We start from the raw sequence: 14,307 nt of genomic DNA, 5'->3' as shown, positions 1-14,307 counted from the left end.
CTGCTGGGTGGCATCTACTGGGTGCCATCTGCTGGGTGGCATCTACTGGGTGCCATCTGCTGGGTGGCATCTACTGGGTGCCATCTGCTGGGTGGCATCTACTGGGTGCCATCTGCTGGGTGGCATCTACTGGGTGCCATCTGCTGGGTGGCATCTACTGGTAGCGCCGACTGTTAGTCGGCTGCTCTTCGCCACAGCATATGGCTGCCCGTAGCCCTGCGCCTGGTGATGCAGCCGACTAACAGTCGGCGCTACCGTTCGGCATCCCGGCCGCCGTTTTACGCGGCGGCGGTTTCCAGCCGTTCTATCACGTCGGCCAGCGGCGCCGGCCGGCCCAGCAGGAAGCCCTGCACCTGGTCGCAGCCGTGCGCGGCCAGCCATTCGTGCTGGCCCGGGGTTTCCACGCCTTCGGCGATCACCGTCAGGCCCATGCTGTGGCCCAGCGACAACAGCGCGCGGCAGATCGAGGCGTTGCGCGGGTTGGTTTCCACATCGGCCACGAAGCTGCGGTCGATCTTCAGGATGTCCAGCGGCAGGTGCTGCAGGTAGGACATGTTCGAATAACCGGTGCCAAAGTCGTCCAGCGAAATATGGATGCCCTGCTCGTGCATGCGCTGCATGGTCTGCTTGGCCTGGCCCGGCTTGCGCATCAGGCTGCTCTCGGTCAGCTCCACGTGCAGGGCCCCGCGCGCCAGCCCGAACTCCTGGCTGGCGCGGCTGAACTCGGCCACCAGGTCGCTGTTGAAGAACTGCACCGCCGAGACGTTCACCGCAATCGGCAGGTCCCAGCCGGCATCCACCAGCTGGCGCTGCGCACGCGCTGCTTCACGGATCACCCAGCGGCCCAGCGCCAGGATCAACCCGGTGTCTTCGCACAGCTGGATGAACTCGCCCGGCGGAATGAAGCTGCCATCGGCCTGCGGCCAGCGCAGCAGCGCCTCCAGCGCCGCCGGGCTGCCATCGCTGGCGTGGCAGATCGGCTGGAAGTACAGCGCGAATTCGGCATCGATCGCGCTGTGGATGCGCCCGGCCAGGCGCAGCCGGTCAGCCAGCCGCGAACTCACTGCGCTGTCGAACCAGGCAATCACGCTGCCTTCGTCGCGCGCGGCATGTGCGGCCTGCGCGGCCATGCCGATCACCTGTTCGGCGCTGACCACATCGCCGTCGAACTTCACCGCCACGCCAATGCGCGGCTCGAACTGGTGCAGCCAGTCCTGTCCGCGCACGGGTTCGGAGACAGTCTGCACCAGCGTATCCAGCGCGGTCTGGCGCTCGTGGTCGTCGCGGATGGCGAAGATGAAATCCTCGGCCGGCTGGAACGCCAGCAACCCATAGCGCACGCCCAGCCCACCCAGGCGCTTGGCCATGGCCTGCAGCACCACGTCGCCCACTTCGCGGCCCAGCGTATCGGCCACCAGCTGCAGGCCACGGAACTGCACGTAGGCGATGGTGTAGCTGCCGCCTTCCTCATCCAGCTGCGCGGCCAGCGCGCGCGTGTTGAGCAGCCCGGTGGCCGGGTTGTGGGTGGCGTGGTAGGCCAGGTCACGCTCATAGGCCATGCGGTCGCTGATGTCCTCGGCCAGCACCAGGCAGGCCTCGCGCCCGTCGAAGTCCAACCGCGCCAGGTGCGCGCGCACTTCGAATACGGTGCCGTCCTTGCGCCGGTGCAGGCGCACCTTGGCATCCTGCAGGTCGCCGCTGGTGGCGTTGGCAATCGCGCCGCGGATTTCCTCCCAGCCTTCGCGTGGGCGGATGTCCAGGATGCTCATCGCCAGGAATTCGTCGCGGCTGTAGCCGTACTGGCGCACCGCCGCTTCGTTCACTTCCAGGAACCGCAGCGTGTCCGGATCGAACACCCAGAACGGTGCCGGGTTGCGGTCGAACAGCAGGCGGAACTGGCGCTCGGCCTGCTGCGCGCGTGCCAGCGCCTGGACCCGCTCGCTCACGTCGGTGAGCGCGCCGATCATGCGCCGCTCGCGGTCGCTGCCACCCACCTGCTGGCCACGCGCCGATACCCAGTGCGTGGCACCACCGGGCAGCACGATGCGGAACATCTCATCCAGCACGCCATTGCCGGCAAACGCATCGTCGAACGCCGCCTGCAACCGCTGTGCATCCTCGTGGTGCACCCGGTTGAAGAAATCGGCCACCGGCAGGGAATCGAGCGGGATGCCGAATATTTCCCGCGCCAGTGGCGACCAGCGCAGCACCGAGGCGTCCTCGTCCACCGTCCAGGTGCAGATCTTGCCGACCTGGTGGGCCATGCGCAGCTCGGCATGGCCGGTGCGCAGCTCCTCGCTCATCGCATCCTGGCGGCGGGTGGCACGGCGCAGGCTGGTGTAGACCAGCGCGAATGCTCCCCAGTACAGCAGGTACAGGCCGATCGAGGCCTGCACGTAGGGCCACCACGGCGCCAGCACATCCTGCCGGCCCAGCCCGGCGTACACCGCCAACGGGTACTCGGCCAGCGTGGTGAGGGTGGTGATGCGCTCGACCTTGTCGATGGGACTGTGTTCGACGCCCAGCGGCAGCACCGTATCGCTGCCCAGCAGGTCGCGCCGCTGCAGTTTGAACTGCTGTCCGGTCAAGCCGTCGTTGTCGGGGCTGCGCGCCAGCAGGTGGCCGGTGACATCACTGATGGAGAGCACGCCGTGGAGGCCGATATCCAGCCCGCTGATGATCGACTGCAGCTCGCTGGTATGCAGCCGGCTGAGCAGCCACCGGTCCTCGCCCATGCGCAGCGCCAACGGCAGCACCCAGCGGCGCATGCCCAGGTCCTGCGGCGGGCCCAGATACAGCTGGCTGTCCTGGCCACGATGCGCCTCCACCGCCCACAGCGGCAGGGTCAGGTCACCGCCGCCGCTGGTCAGGGCACGGCCGAACTGGTCCACCACCACGATGCTTTCCAGCTCCGCATGCCGCTGCAGCACCCCATCGATCGCATCGTCCAGCAGGTCCGGTGCCTGCGCCGGCACGTGCTCGAACAGCTGCGCGCCGTCGGCGGCGATGCCGCGCATGGCGCGTTCCAGGTTGCGCAGTTCCAGTCGCAGCAGGCGCTGCGAACCAGTGGCCAGCGCCGTGCTCTGCCGTTGGGCGGCCTCCAGCCGGCGCTGGTAATCATTGGCCAGCATCACCACCAGGCCCGCACCGAGCAGCAGGCCCAGGCCGATCCCCAGCCACACGATGGTGCGCAGCGGCCGCGCCATAGGCTGGCTCAGCGCGGGCATCGCGTACCTCTACCTCGGTGACGGCCTGACTTCATGTAAACGCTTCCTGGTTTCCCCAAACCTGAGCGGCCGACGTCGCAATTTCTTGACGTCTCTCTTGCCCGTTCCCAACGGGCAAGGCCTTGGCCCAGCGCCTTGCCCCCAGCATGCACCAGCCCGCCCGGCTCGGGAAGGGGTGCGACAGCCGTCACACCTTGACGCAGCCCAATGCGGCCACAACTCCCGCCAGATCCCGCCGGTTCGCGGGCCGGGCGGCGGATTAGACTTGGGGTTTCCCCGTTGCCTGAGAAGTCCATGTCCAAGCTGCGCCGCCCCACCCTGATGCTTGCCATTGCCGCCAGCCTGTCGCTGGGCCTGGCCGCCTGCGACCGCGATGCGGCCGCGCCGACCGCCGCCCCGCCGGCCGATACCGCCGCCCCGCCCGCCGCGCCCAAGCCGCAGCTGGGCAGCTTCGGCTTCGATGCCGCCGGCATGGACCGCAGCGTCGCCGCCGGCGATGACTTCTTCGGCTTCGCCAACGGCAGCTGGGTGAAGAACACCGAAATTCCGGCCGACCGCTCCAGCTACGGCAGCTTCAACGTCATTTCCGAGAAGACCCTGGCCGACACCCGCGCCATCCTCGAAGGCGCCGCCGCTGATACCAAGGCCAGCGGCGAAACCAAGCTGATCGGCGATTACTACGCCGCCTTCATGGACGAGGCCGGAATCGAATCGCGCGGCATGGGCGTGATCAAGCCCGAGCTGGACGCCATCGGCGGCATCGGCGACAAGGCCGCGCTGGCCACCGCCCTGGGCGGCACCCTGCGCGCCGACGTGGACCTGCTCAACGCCACCAACTTCTACACCGACCGCCTGTTCGGCACCTGGGTGTCGGTGGACCTGCTGCAGCCGGACCGCAATGCGCCCTACCTGGTGCAGGGTGGCCTGGGCCTGCCTGACCGCGACTTCTACCTGCAGGGCGGCCGCATGGCCGAGATCCGCAAGCAGTACCAGGCCTATATCGCCCAGGTGCTGCAGCTGGCCGGCGTGGCCGACCCGGCCGCCAAGGCGCAGCGCATCCTGGCGCTGGAAACCCGCATCGCGCAGGCGCACGCCACCCAGGAAGAAACCAACGACGTGGCCAAGGGTGCCAACGCGTGGAAGCAGGCCGACCTGAGCGCGAAGGCGCCGGGCATGGACTGGGCCGCGTTCCTGGCCGCCGCCGGCCTGGACAAGCAGGACGACTTCATCGTGTGGCAGCCCAAGGCCGTGGCCGGCATCTCGCGCCTGGTCGCCACCGAACCGCTGGATGTGTGGAAGGACTACCTGACCTTCCACGCCCTGGACCGCGCCGCGCCGTACCTGCCCAAGGCACTGGCCGATGCGCGCTTCGCCTTCCACGGCACCACCCTCAACGGCACCCCGCAGCAGAGCGAGCGCTGGAAGCGTGCGGTGGATGAGAGCAACAACGCCGTGGGCGAAGCGATCGGCAAGCTGTATGTCGAAAAGCACTTCGACCCGGCCACCAAGGCGCGCGCCGATGAAATGGCAAAGAACATCATCGCCGCCTTCGCCAAGCGCATCGACGCGCTGGAATGGATGTCGCCGGAAACCAAGGCGCACGCCAAGGCCAAGGTCGAAGGCCTCACCGTGGGCATGGGCTACCCGGACAAGTGGCGCGATTACACCGGCCTTGAAGTGAAGCGCGACGATGCGCTGGGCAACGCCGAGCGCGCCAGCCAGTTCGAGTACCGCCGCAACCTGGCCAAGCTGGGCCAGCCGGTGGACCACAGCGAATGGGCGATGCTGCCGCAGACCATCAACGCCATGAACGTGCCGCTGGAAAACCGCCTGGTGTTCCCGGCCGCGATCCTGCAGCCGCCGTTCTTCGACGGTGCCGCCGACGATGCGGTGAACTACGGCGCGATCGGCGCGGTGATCGGCCATGAGATCAGCCATGGCTTCGACAACGCCGGTGCGCTGTTCGATGAAACCGGCAAGCTGCACAACTGGTGGACGGCCGAGGACCTGAAGAAGTTCAATGCCGCCGGCGATGCGCTGGCTGCGCAGTTCAGCAGCTACCAGCCGTTCCCGGGCGTGTCGGTCAACGGCCGCCTCACCCTGGGCGAGAACATCGCCGACGTGGCCGGCCTGGCCACGGCCTACGACGCCTACCAGCTGTCGCTGCAGGGCAAGCCGGGCCAGACCCTGGAAGGCTTCACCCCGGACCAGCGCTTCTTCCTGGGCTTCGCCCAGGCGTGGCGCAGCAAGGCCCGCGAACAGGCCCTGCGCAATTCACTGCTGACCAACGTGCACGCCCCCGGCCAGTTCCGCGCGCTCACCGTGCGCAACCTGGACGCGTGGTACCCCGCCTTCGAGGTGAAGGACGGCCAGAAACTGTACCTGGCCCCGGAAAAGCGGGTCAAGGTGTGGTGACAAAAACGGGCGCTTCGGCGCCCGTTTTTTTGGGGGGCATGTACCCGCTGGTAGCGTCGGTTCCCAAACGACTGCCGATGGCGATGATCGGCACGGGGACGCATGACGTTGAACGGAGAGACACCTTCGTTTCAGGTCATGCGTAAATGAAATCGCACACGTTATCGGCAGTCGTTTGGGAACCGACCCTACCGATCCGTCATCCGGTTCACCAATGGGCGAGCGTGCTTGTTGGCACGCCTACACGCGCGCAGGCGCGCGCCGCTACGCCGTCCTGCAGCGCGCGGCGGAACAAGGGCGACATGCCCTGCAGCAACCGCGCGGAAGCCCGTGCCTGGGTGCGCTGCAACGGCGTTCGTTCGAGCATCGTCGTGGCCCACTCTGGAAGCAGCGCAGCACCGGCGCCGAGGAACAGTTCGCGCGAAAGCCCCGCCATCGGTACCGGCAGCCGGATGCTGGACAACACCGCCAGCACTTCACGTGAGCGCGCATCGAACCGCAGCAGCGTCTGCTGCCGCGCGAAATACGCTTCCACCTCCGCTTCCGAAGCCGGCACATCGGTGGCACCCAACGCTTCGGCCACGCGCCGGTACTCGTCGTAGTACCGGTCGGCGATGGGCTCCGGCACCTCGCGGCAGTAACGCCGGTAGCCCTGCAGGAAGCCGTATGCCTCGGTGACATGCACCCAGGTCAGCAACGCCGGATCATCGGCCGAATACGCCTGCCCATCCTGCGTCTGCCCGCGCACGTGTGCGTGGATGCGCTTCACCTTCCCGACCAGCGCCTCCACTTCGCCCGACGCCGCGTAGCTGGTACATGCCACGAACGCCGTGGTGCGGCGCAGTCGCCCCACCAGGTCATCGCGGAAGTTGGAATGGTCATACACCCCGGCCAGCGCGAGCGGGTGCAGGGTCTGCAGCATCAGCGCGCACAGCCCACCGGCCAGCATCCCGGGAAACTCGGCATGCACCCGCCAGGTCACGCTATCGGGCCCGAACCAGCCCGGGTCGCCCAGCGGGTGGTCGTAATCGATGCCGCTCTGCCCGCGCGGGAACGCCCCCAGCACCCAGCGCCGGATCGGTACGGTGGCGGGGCGGGTGAGGCGGTGCAGCAGTGACGACATCGGGGTGCTTCCATGGGTGAAGAGGCCGGCGATCCTGCGCGGTTGCGTCAATTCTGCGTGATCCACGTCGCCCCGACCACGTCCGGCACGGCACCGGCCTACACATTGTGCGGTCGCAGCAAAAAACGGCGGAAATTTTTCGCTTCACAAGCAGTTTTACATGATGCACCGCGCAAAAATTTCGGCGCCCTGCGCATTCAGTTAAGTCCCCTGCGGCGTTTTGTCGCACTGCCCATTGCCAAGCGAAATGAAAGTGCTAGAACTGAACCCGCCTCACCGTCCGTCCAAATGCGCCGCTGCACGTTCCCGAAGGAGCCCGTGATGATCGCTTTGTTCAAAGGTTTAGGTTTACTGCTCCAGGACAACGAGCTCTACGGCAGCCCGTTCGAAAAGCAGGTCGCGCATTGGCGCAGCAAGAGTGAGCAGCAGATCCGCGAAGAAGTGGCCACCCTGGCCAAGGCCAAGGGCCAGTGGCTGATGGCGTCCATCGTCGGCTGGCAGGCGGCCTCGCTGCTGATCCTCGGGCTGATCGCCAACTACCTGTGGAAGGACGACTTCCATATCACCTTCACCCGCGTGGTGATCGTGTTCGGCTCGTGGGTCTCGATCCTGTTCGTGATCTGGTTCATGGCCAACATGTTCGACCACACCGCCGGCTTCGAGCGCTGGATGAAGGCGTTCAACAGCCGGGCGCGGATCACCTCCGATGCCGATACCGTGGAATGCGTGGCCGAAGCGCTGGACATGGCCCAGCTCTACCCGGAAGTACTCGATTACAAGCAGGCGGTCACTGCCAGGCGTGAGCTGCGCCACGAAGACATCCGCATCATGCGTGAGATCGGGCGCATGAAGCAGCATTCGGAACTGGTCGGCCAGCTCAACCACGTCGGCGAACCCGACCCCGGCCAGAACCTGCACCTGCAACCGGCCTTCTGACCCCACCAGGTCCAGGGGGATCCCAATGCCACCGTGCGCGAACACGGTGGCATTGTTTTTCTACATGCCGCGGAACAGGCTCATGAACGGCTGGCTCACGTTGAGCACTTCCGGTCGCTGCTTCAGGCGCAGCTGGCCACGGCCGGTGTCATCGCGGCTCACCGCCGCCACCGCTTTCATGTTGACGATGGTGGAGCGGTGGATCTGGCGGAAGCGCTGCGGGTCCAGCACTTCCAGCAGCTCGCGCAGCGGCGTGCGCAGCAGGCTTTCGCCGGCCTCGGTCACCACCGTGGTGTACTTGCTGTCGGCGCGGAAGTAGACCACGTCTTCGAGCATGATCAGCTGCGTATCGCGGCCATTGCTGGCGGTGATCCACGCCAGCGGCGGCGCGTTCGAGTGCGCCCCGGGCTGTTGGCCCAGGCGCTGCAGCAGCTGCTCCAGCATCGCGTTGTCCGGCCGGCCCATCTGCATGCGCGCCAGAATGCGCTCGCGCGTGGCCAGCAGCCGCTCGTCGCTGACCGGCTTGAGCAGGTAATCCATCGCGCCCTGCTCGAAGGCATCGATCGCATACTGATCGTAGGCGGTCACGAACACCACCTGGGTGCGCGGGCTGATCTCCGGCAGCGCGCGCGCTACCTCGATGCCGCTGATGCCAGGCATGCGGATGTCGAGCAGGGCCAGGTCCGGTTTCAGTTCGGCCAGCCGCTCCAGCGCGCTGGCGCCGTCTTCGCATTCGGCCACCAGCCGCAGTTCCGGCCACAACCGCTGCAGCTGGGCCACCAGCGACTGGCGCAGCAGGTCTTCGTCTTCGGCAATGAGGGCATCAAGCAGCATGGATCGCCTCGCGTGCGTCGCGCGGCAAGGTGATCGTTGCCGCCACGCCGCTGGGGAAGTTGGACACGATGGCCACGCCGGCGCGTTCACCGCAGGTCAGGCGCAGCCGTTCGCGCAGGTTCTTCAGGCCGATGCCGGTGCCGCTGCTGCCCTGCCCGAAGCCCAAGCCGTCGTCGGCCACGGTCAGGGTGACGTGGTCATCGAAGGCGCGCGCGATGATCCACACCGTGCCGCCACCGGGCTTGGGCTCCAGCCCGTGCTTGATCGCGTTCTCGACCAGCGTCTGCAGCGCCATCGACGGCAGCGGTACGGTTTCCAGCGCCGGCGGCACATCCACCTGCAGTGCCAGCCGCGCGCCCATGCGGATCTTGAGGATTTCCAGGTAGGCCTTGGTGCGCTCCAGTTCCACGCCCAGGGTGGACATCGATTCGTCCACGCTCGGCAGCGAACTGCGCAGGTACTGGATCAGGTGCCCCAGCATCTGGTCGGCGCGCGGCGGGTCGGTGCGGGTCAGTACCTGCGCGTTGGCCAGCGTGTTGTACAGGAAGTGCGGTTCCACCTGTGCGTGCAGCAGGTTCAGCCGCGCCACCGACAGTTCCTTTTCCGTGGCGGTCTGTTCGGCCGCCGCCTGCTCGTCGCGGCGCTGTTCGGACACGCGGCGGGTGATGGCGCGGCTGACCGCTTCGGCGTTCTCGTAGTTGCTGCCTTCGTCCACCGCCAGCAGGTCGGCCCACACCCCGGCATCGGGCTCGAAGACCAGGGTCACGCTGCTGGTGCCCTGCCCCGGGGTGACCGTGGCCAGCACGCTGTTGCGCTTGATCGCCCAGCGCGCCGGCAGGTTCCAGCGCGACGGCGGGCGGCCGTTGTAGGGATCCACGCGGCGCACATAGGCGCGCACCTGCAGGCTGCCGGCGGCGCTTTCGATGTCTTCCACGCGCGGCAGTTCCTTGATCGCCTGTTCGACCAGGCTGAAGGCTTCGCCGGCGTCCATCGGCAGTTCGATCTGGCGCCGCTGGCGGCTGGACAGGGTGGCCGCATCCAGGCGCCCTGCCAGGGTCGAGACCCGGCGCAGGTGGGTGATGCAGCTGCCCAGCGCGGTGATCATCAGGAACAGCGCCAGCAGTCCGAACACCCAGCCCGGGCCTTCATCCATGCCGTGGAAGAAGCCGCTCCACACGAACCCGGCCACGACGATCGCCGCGGCCCAGGCCACCAGAATACGGAGAATCAGGGAAAGGCTGGCAAACACGGCGGCGTCTTCACGATGGGATGGTGTGAGGATAGCCGTGCCCGTGGAGGGCACAAGCGCCATGCGATGGAAGCCGGGAAAGCAGGGATGAAACGGTGCCGGCGCGGCGCCGGGGTGCCAGGCACCGCGTGGACACGCATGGCGTGTCCCTACGGCCGGTCCGGGGGCGTAGCGACACGCCATGCGTGTCCCACGTACAGCAGGCCGAAGACCATGCCCCGCCGGCAGGTGCCGGCGGGGCGTGGTGCTTACTTGCGCTCGGCGGCGCTGGCGTCGCGCGGTGCGCGGAACTGCGAGTCATCGCTCCAGTTCGGCCAGGCGCGGCTGTTGGCCAGCTGGTTGCCCAGCGTGTACAGCACTTCCAGATCGCGGGCGGCGCCGGCGAACTTCCAGTCCGGCTGCCACTCGTCGCCCTGCTGGTGGTAGCGCTTGGCGGTGTAATCGTCCGAGGCCGCCTTGCCTGCGGCCACGCCGCCGTCCACCCAGTCCTGGCCGGCCGAGTAGGACACCGCCGGCACGCCACGCTTGGCGAACGGGAAGTGATCGGAACGGAAGAACAGGCCGGCTTCCGGCTTCGGGTCCGGGGTGTAGCGGATATCCCAGCCCTTTGCCACGTCCTTCAGCTGGTCCAGCAGTTCCAGCTTGGCCGAGCCATAGATGCCGAAATCACGCGACGGGCCGAACGGCGCCATGCCATCCATGTTGATCACCGCCACGGTCTTGGCCAGCGGGTACAGCGGGTGGCTGGCGTAGAACTCCGAACCCAGCAGGCCCTTCTCTTCGGCGGTCACGGCCAGGAACAGCACCGAACGCTCCGGGCGCTTGCCCTTGGCAAAGCCACGCGCCAGTTCCACCAGCGAGGCGGTGCCGCTGGCGTTGTCCAGCGCGCCGTTGAAGATGGTGTCGCCGTTCGCATCCGGCTTGCCCACGCCGATATGGTCCCAGTGCGCGCTGTACACCACCGTTTCATCCGGGTGCTTGCTGCCTTCCAGGCGCGCGGCCACATTGTGCGAGGTGATCACCTCGGTCTTCACCGCGTACTTGGCCGACAGGGTTTCGCCCTTCAGCTCCACCGGCTTGAAATCGCGGCGCTGGGCCTGCTTCTTCAGCGCCTCGAAGTCCTGTCCGGCACGCTTGAACAGGTCCACCGCCAGGTCGCGCTGGATCCAGCCTTCCAGCAGCGGGTGCGCTTCGGCCGGGTTGTCGCGGACCACGTCGAACATGGTGTTGGTGTTGGAGCCGGCCACCGTGGCCCAGCCGTAGGAGGCCGGCGCGGTTTCGTGGACGATCAGCACGCCCAGCGCACCCTGGCGGGCGGCCTCTTCGTACTTGTAGGTCCAGCGGCCGTAATAGGTCATGCCCTTGCCGTCGAAGTCGCCTTCGCCGGTTTCGAAGTCCGGGTCATTGATCAGCACCACGGCGATCTTGCCCTTCAGGTCCACGTCCTTGAAGTCGTTCCAGTTGCGCTCCGGCGCGTTCACGCCGTAGCCCAGGAACACCAGCGGGGCGTTCTGGATATCCACTTCGGACGCGCCGTTCATGGCCGCGCGCACCGCGATTTCCTGGCCCTGGGTAAGCGACTGCGGCTTGCCCTTGCTGGACAGCGCCAGGCTCGGGGTGCCGACGATATCGCCCTTGAGCAGCGGCACGGCCTGGGTCCACAGGCGCTTGCCATCTTTCAGGTCGCCGCCCGGCTGCAGGCCGGCGTCCGCGAACTGCTTGCTGAGGAAAGCGATGGTTTTCGCTTCGCCGGCCGTGGCGGGCGAGCGGCCCTCATAGGCGTCGGAGGCCAGTTCCTTGACGTCGGCGGAGATCCGCGCGCCATCGAATTTCGGCGTCGCCGCCATCAGGGCGCTGGACACCGACAGTGCCAGCACGCTCAAAACCACTCGCTTCATCGTTTTCTCCGCAGTTGGGACAACCCCATCATCCACGGATCATAACCGTCCCGCGCGCGACATGGGCCTCCTGGGCCGGCCAACGGCCGGCGCTACCGCTTGCGGTTGATTGATCCCGATCCCGACCACCACGTAACAATTCGTAGCCCCGGCCGTTGGCCGGACACCGCGCGCAGCGCGGCGCAAGCATCCGGAGCCGAAAACAAAAACGCCGGCTGCACTGCAACCGGCGTTTCAACCCAACGAAGCCGCCCATCAGGCGCCGATACACATCACCAGTTCGGATCTTCCGCCGGTGCCGCGGCCTTCGGTGCCGCCGCACGCGTGGGCTTCGGCTTCGCGCTGCCGCTGGATGCCGTCGCCGCCGACGCGGCCGGCTTCACCGCACCGGCCTGCGAACGCAGCTCGATCGAACCGGGCTTGAAGCTCGCTCCCCCCAGGTCCGCGCCGCCTTCGATGGTGCCGTAGGAGGTCTGCGATGCCACGCGGTCCACCCGGATCGTGCAGCACGGGGTTTCATTGCGGCCCAGCGAACGCCCGGTCTGCGGGTCCTTCAGTTCCTCGCCCAGCATCACCGCCTGCCAGCGCTGGCCGGCCTTGAGCGATTCACCGCCCTGGCTCAGCACCACCTGGTCGCCGGTCATGGCCACCACCGACACCGGGAAGATCTCAGTGATGATCGCCGTGCCGATCTGCCCGGACAGCGAATCCATCATCGCCGCCGCCATGCCCTTGCCATCCACCACGCGCGGCAGGGTGCTCGGGCCGGTCGAGGCCAGCTGGTGATCGAAGCTGTCGGACATCACCACCTCACCGGTGGTCGCGTTGATCAGGCGCAGGGTGATGCGCCCACCGCCCGAATACGAGGTCACCTGGCGGTCGGACATGCGCAGGTTGCGCACGCTGCGCGGGTATTCGAAGCGTTCGATGGTCGGAATCAGGATCAGGTCGGTGGCCAGCTGCTGGCCCAGCCGCGCGGTGTCCTGCAGGCGCACGTTGCCGCTGTTGATGTGGTCGATCTCGGCCTGCATCTCCTCGCCGAACTCACGGTCCAGCACGATGAAGCGCTTGGTCTGGGTCAGCGTGTCGTTCAGGCGCGCGCGGATCGCCGCGGCCACTTCGTCACTGGCCACCCGGCCATCGCCGACGGCATAGGTGCCGCTGCGCACGTGCGGCTGGGCCACCACGATCTTCGGCCGGCCCTGTTCGTCCGGGGCGCGGTACTTGGCGATATCGGCGCGCACGCGCACTTTCCAGTAGCTGCGCATGGTGCGGCGGCTGACATCGGACTCGAACGACTGCGCGCCACGCTTGGCGTCCACGCTGGCCTGTTCCTTGTAGCTTTCCTTGATGCTGGCCGATGCGGAACTCCCGCCACCGGCAGCCTCTGCCTGCGCCTGCGCCGAGCCACTGGCCGAGGCAGACGCCGAATAACTGTAGCCGGCGTCGCTGGCGCGCACGCGGGCAATCACTTCTTCATCGAGCTGGCTGACTTCTTCCTGCGAGAGGATCTCGTAACCCAGCACCGCCCCTTGGGAAGCGGCAATCATCTGCTGGGAAAACGCGTCGGCGCGGATATCGCCGACGTGTTCCCCGTCCACGTCCACATGCAGGCCCGCACGCAGGCTCTGCATCTGGCTGGCGACACGCACGCCGTTGACCTGTGCCACCGCCGACTGCAGCGCTGCCAGCACCGCCAGCTCCGGCGTGCTGCCGATGCCATCGGCTTCACGCGCCACCTGGGTGGTGCCGCCGAAATCCGGAGCGTCGCGCAGCGGCTTTTCAGCCGGTGCGTCCAGCTTGGATTCGGCCTTCGGTGCTGCGGTCTCCACCGGTGCCTCCTGCTTGCCGCAGGCGGCAAGCAGGGCAGCGGTGAGGGCCAGGCTCAACAGTCGGTATGAGGTCTGCATGCGTGGCGTTCCTTTCGATTACAGGCTGTCGAGCATCGACTCGGCGTTGCCCGGCACCTTGATCTTGGCGGCGCGGGCGAAGGTCAGTGCGGCCTTCGACGAGGAGTACAGACCCTTCAGGTAGCCCGGCGATTCCTTGGCCACCCACGCACCGGCGGCCAGCTTGCGGCCCACGGTGACCAGCTGGGTGCCGCTCAGGCTCTTCATGCCGTTGGCGAAGTTGCTGGCTTCACCGCTCAGCTTCTGGCCTTCGGCAGCGGATGCGACCAGGGCGACCAGGCCGGTGGTGTAGTGCTGCTTGGATTCGGCGCTCAGCTCCGGCTGCGCGGCCACGCGCTCATCGATCGCAGCCTGGGCTGCTTCGCTGACCGACACCGACTTCTTCATCTGGTCCACGTTGACCGAACCGGACGACAGCGCCATGCGCTCGGCCTCCAGCAGCTTGACCTGCTCGGCCAGGCCGAAGGCCTTGGCGAAGGAGGTCTGCGCGTCGATCGAGTGCGACTGCGAGGACACGAAACGACGCACCAGCGCTTCCTGCGCGGCTTCGTCCGGGGCGCCGGCCGAAGCGGCCGCGGCGCTGTTGCCGCCGCCAGCCAGGTCCTTCAGCTTGCCGAACTGCGCGTGCGCCGGGGCGGCGAAGGTGGTGGCGATGGCCAGGGCGATGAGGGTCTTGCGGATCATTGGGTAATTCCTTGTTGGAAAATGTTGGCGC

At 67.3% G+C, this 14,307-nt stretch carries 9 protein-coding genes; 2 read left to right on the top strand and 7 right to left on the bottom strand.

The features are described 5' to 3' along the window. Positions 1-278 precede the first annotated feature (278 nt). Complete coding sequence (locus V9K91_RS18685; protein ID WP_336443532.1) at positions 279-3,227, bottom strand: EAL domain-containing protein; 2,949 nt, start codon at positions 3,225-3,227, stop codon at positions 279-281. A gap of 294 nt (positions 3,228-3,521) precedes the next feature. Between V9K91_RS18685 and V9K91_RS18680 the strand changes: the two genes are divergently transcribed. Further along, positions 3,522-5,642, top strand: a complete 2,121-nt coding sequence (locus V9K91_RS18680; RefSeq protein WP_093533048.1) for a M13 family metallopeptidase — start codon at positions 3,522-3,524, stop codon at positions 5,640-5,642. Between the two features lie 208 nt (positions 5,643-5,850). Here V9K91_RS18680 and V9K91_RS18675 read toward each other — a convergent pair whose 3' ends face one another. After that, positions 5,851-6,765, bottom strand: coding sequence for an oxygenase MpaB family protein (locus V9K91_RS18675; RefSeq protein WP_210132098.1), 915 nt, complete (start codon positions 6,763-6,765; stop codon positions 5,851-5,853). Positions 6,766-7,086: 321 nt separating this feature from the next. Between V9K91_RS18675 and V9K91_RS18670 the strand changes: the two genes are divergently transcribed. Further along, positions 7,087-7,701 carry a hypothetical protein gene (locus V9K91_RS18670; RefSeq protein ID WP_184124514.1) on the top strand — a complete coding sequence of 205 codons (615 nt, stop codon included), beginning with the start codon at positions 7,087-7,089 and terminating at the stop codon, positions 7,699-7,701. A gap of 60 nt (positions 7,702-7,761) precedes the next feature. On the opposite strand, the gene V9K91_RS18665 is transcribed toward V9K91_RS18670, so the two are convergent. From V9K91_RS18665 to V9K91_RS18645, 5 genes are all read right to left on the bottom strand, one after another. Then, entirely contained in the window at positions 7,762-8,535 is a 774-nt protein-coding gene (locus tag V9K91_RS18665) for a LytTR family DNA-binding domain-containing protein (RefSeq protein WP_068848943.1), read from the bottom strand. Further along, positions 8,525-9,784, bottom strand: coding sequence for a histidine kinase (locus tag V9K91_RS18660; protein WP_093533046.1), 1,260 nt, complete (start codon positions 9,782-9,784; stop codon positions 8,525-8,527). Before V9K91_RS18660 ends, V9K91_RS18665 begins: the two co-directional genes overlap by 11 nt. A gap of 248 nt (positions 9,785-10,032) precedes the next feature. Further along, on the bottom strand, positions 10,033-11,682 hold the full coding sequence (locus V9K91_RS18655; RefSeq protein ID WP_210132101.1) for a M28 family metallopeptidase: 1,650 nt from the start codon (positions 11,680-11,682) through the stop codon (positions 10,033-10,035). Positions 11,683-11,954: 272 nt separating this feature from the next. Beyond that, a complete protein-coding gene (locus V9K91_RS18650; protein ID WP_336443531.1) occupies positions 11,955-13,592 on the bottom strand; it encodes a CsgG/HfaB family protein in 1,638 nt (545 codons plus the stop codon). Positions 13,593-13,610: 18 nt separating this feature from the next. Next, positions 13,611-14,276 carry a hypothetical protein gene (locus tag V9K91_RS18645; protein WP_068848935.1) on the bottom strand — a complete coding sequence of 222 codons (666 nt, stop codon included), beginning with the start codon at positions 14,274-14,276 and terminating at the stop codon, positions 13,611-13,613. Between the last annotated feature and the right edge of the window lie 31 nt (positions 14,277-14,307).

This window comes from Stenotrophomonas sp. CCNWLW57, assembly GCF_037203925.1.
Taxonomy (GTDB): Bacteria; Pseudomonadota; Gammaproteobacteria; order Xanthomonadales; family Xanthomonadaceae; genus Stenotrophomonas; species Stenotrophomonas rhizophila_A.
Note: the sequence above shows the minus strand (reverse complement) of the source record. Positions and strands in the feature narration are given on the sequence as shown.

Bases quoted from the DNA above. Each gene is read 5' to 3' on its own strand.
- V9K91_RS18675 (WP_210132098.1), bottom strand. From the start codon at position 6,765: ATGTCGTCACTGCTGCACCGCCTCACCCGCCCCGCCACCGTACCGATC.
- V9K91_RS18685 (WP_336443532.1), bottom strand. From the start codon at position 3,227: ATGCCCGCGCTGAGCCAGCCTATGGCGCGGCCGCTGCGCACCATCGTG.
- V9K91_RS18665 (WP_068848943.1), bottom strand. From the start codon at position 8,535: ATGCTGCTTGATGCCCTCATTGCCGAAGACGAAGACCTGCTGCGCCAG.
- V9K91_RS18650 (WP_336443531.1), bottom strand. From the start codon at position 13,592: ATGCAGACCTCATACCGACTGTTGAGCCTGGCCCTCACCGCTGCCCTG.
- V9K91_RS18655 (WP_210132101.1), bottom strand. From the start codon at position 11,682: ATGAAGCGAGTGGTTTTGAGCGTGCTGGCACTGTCGGTGTCCAGCGCC.
- V9K91_RS18670 (WP_184124514.1), top strand. From the start codon at position 7,087: ATGATCGCTTTGTTCAAAGGTTTAGGTTTACTGCTCCAGGACAACGAG.
- V9K91_RS18645 (WP_068848935.1), bottom strand. From the start codon at position 14,276: ATGATCCGCAAGACCCTCATCGCCCTGGCCATCGCCACCACCTTCGCC.
- V9K91_RS18680 (WP_093533048.1), top strand. From the start codon at position 3,522: ATGTCCAAGCTGCGCCGCCCCACCCTGATGCTTGCCATTGCCGCCAGC.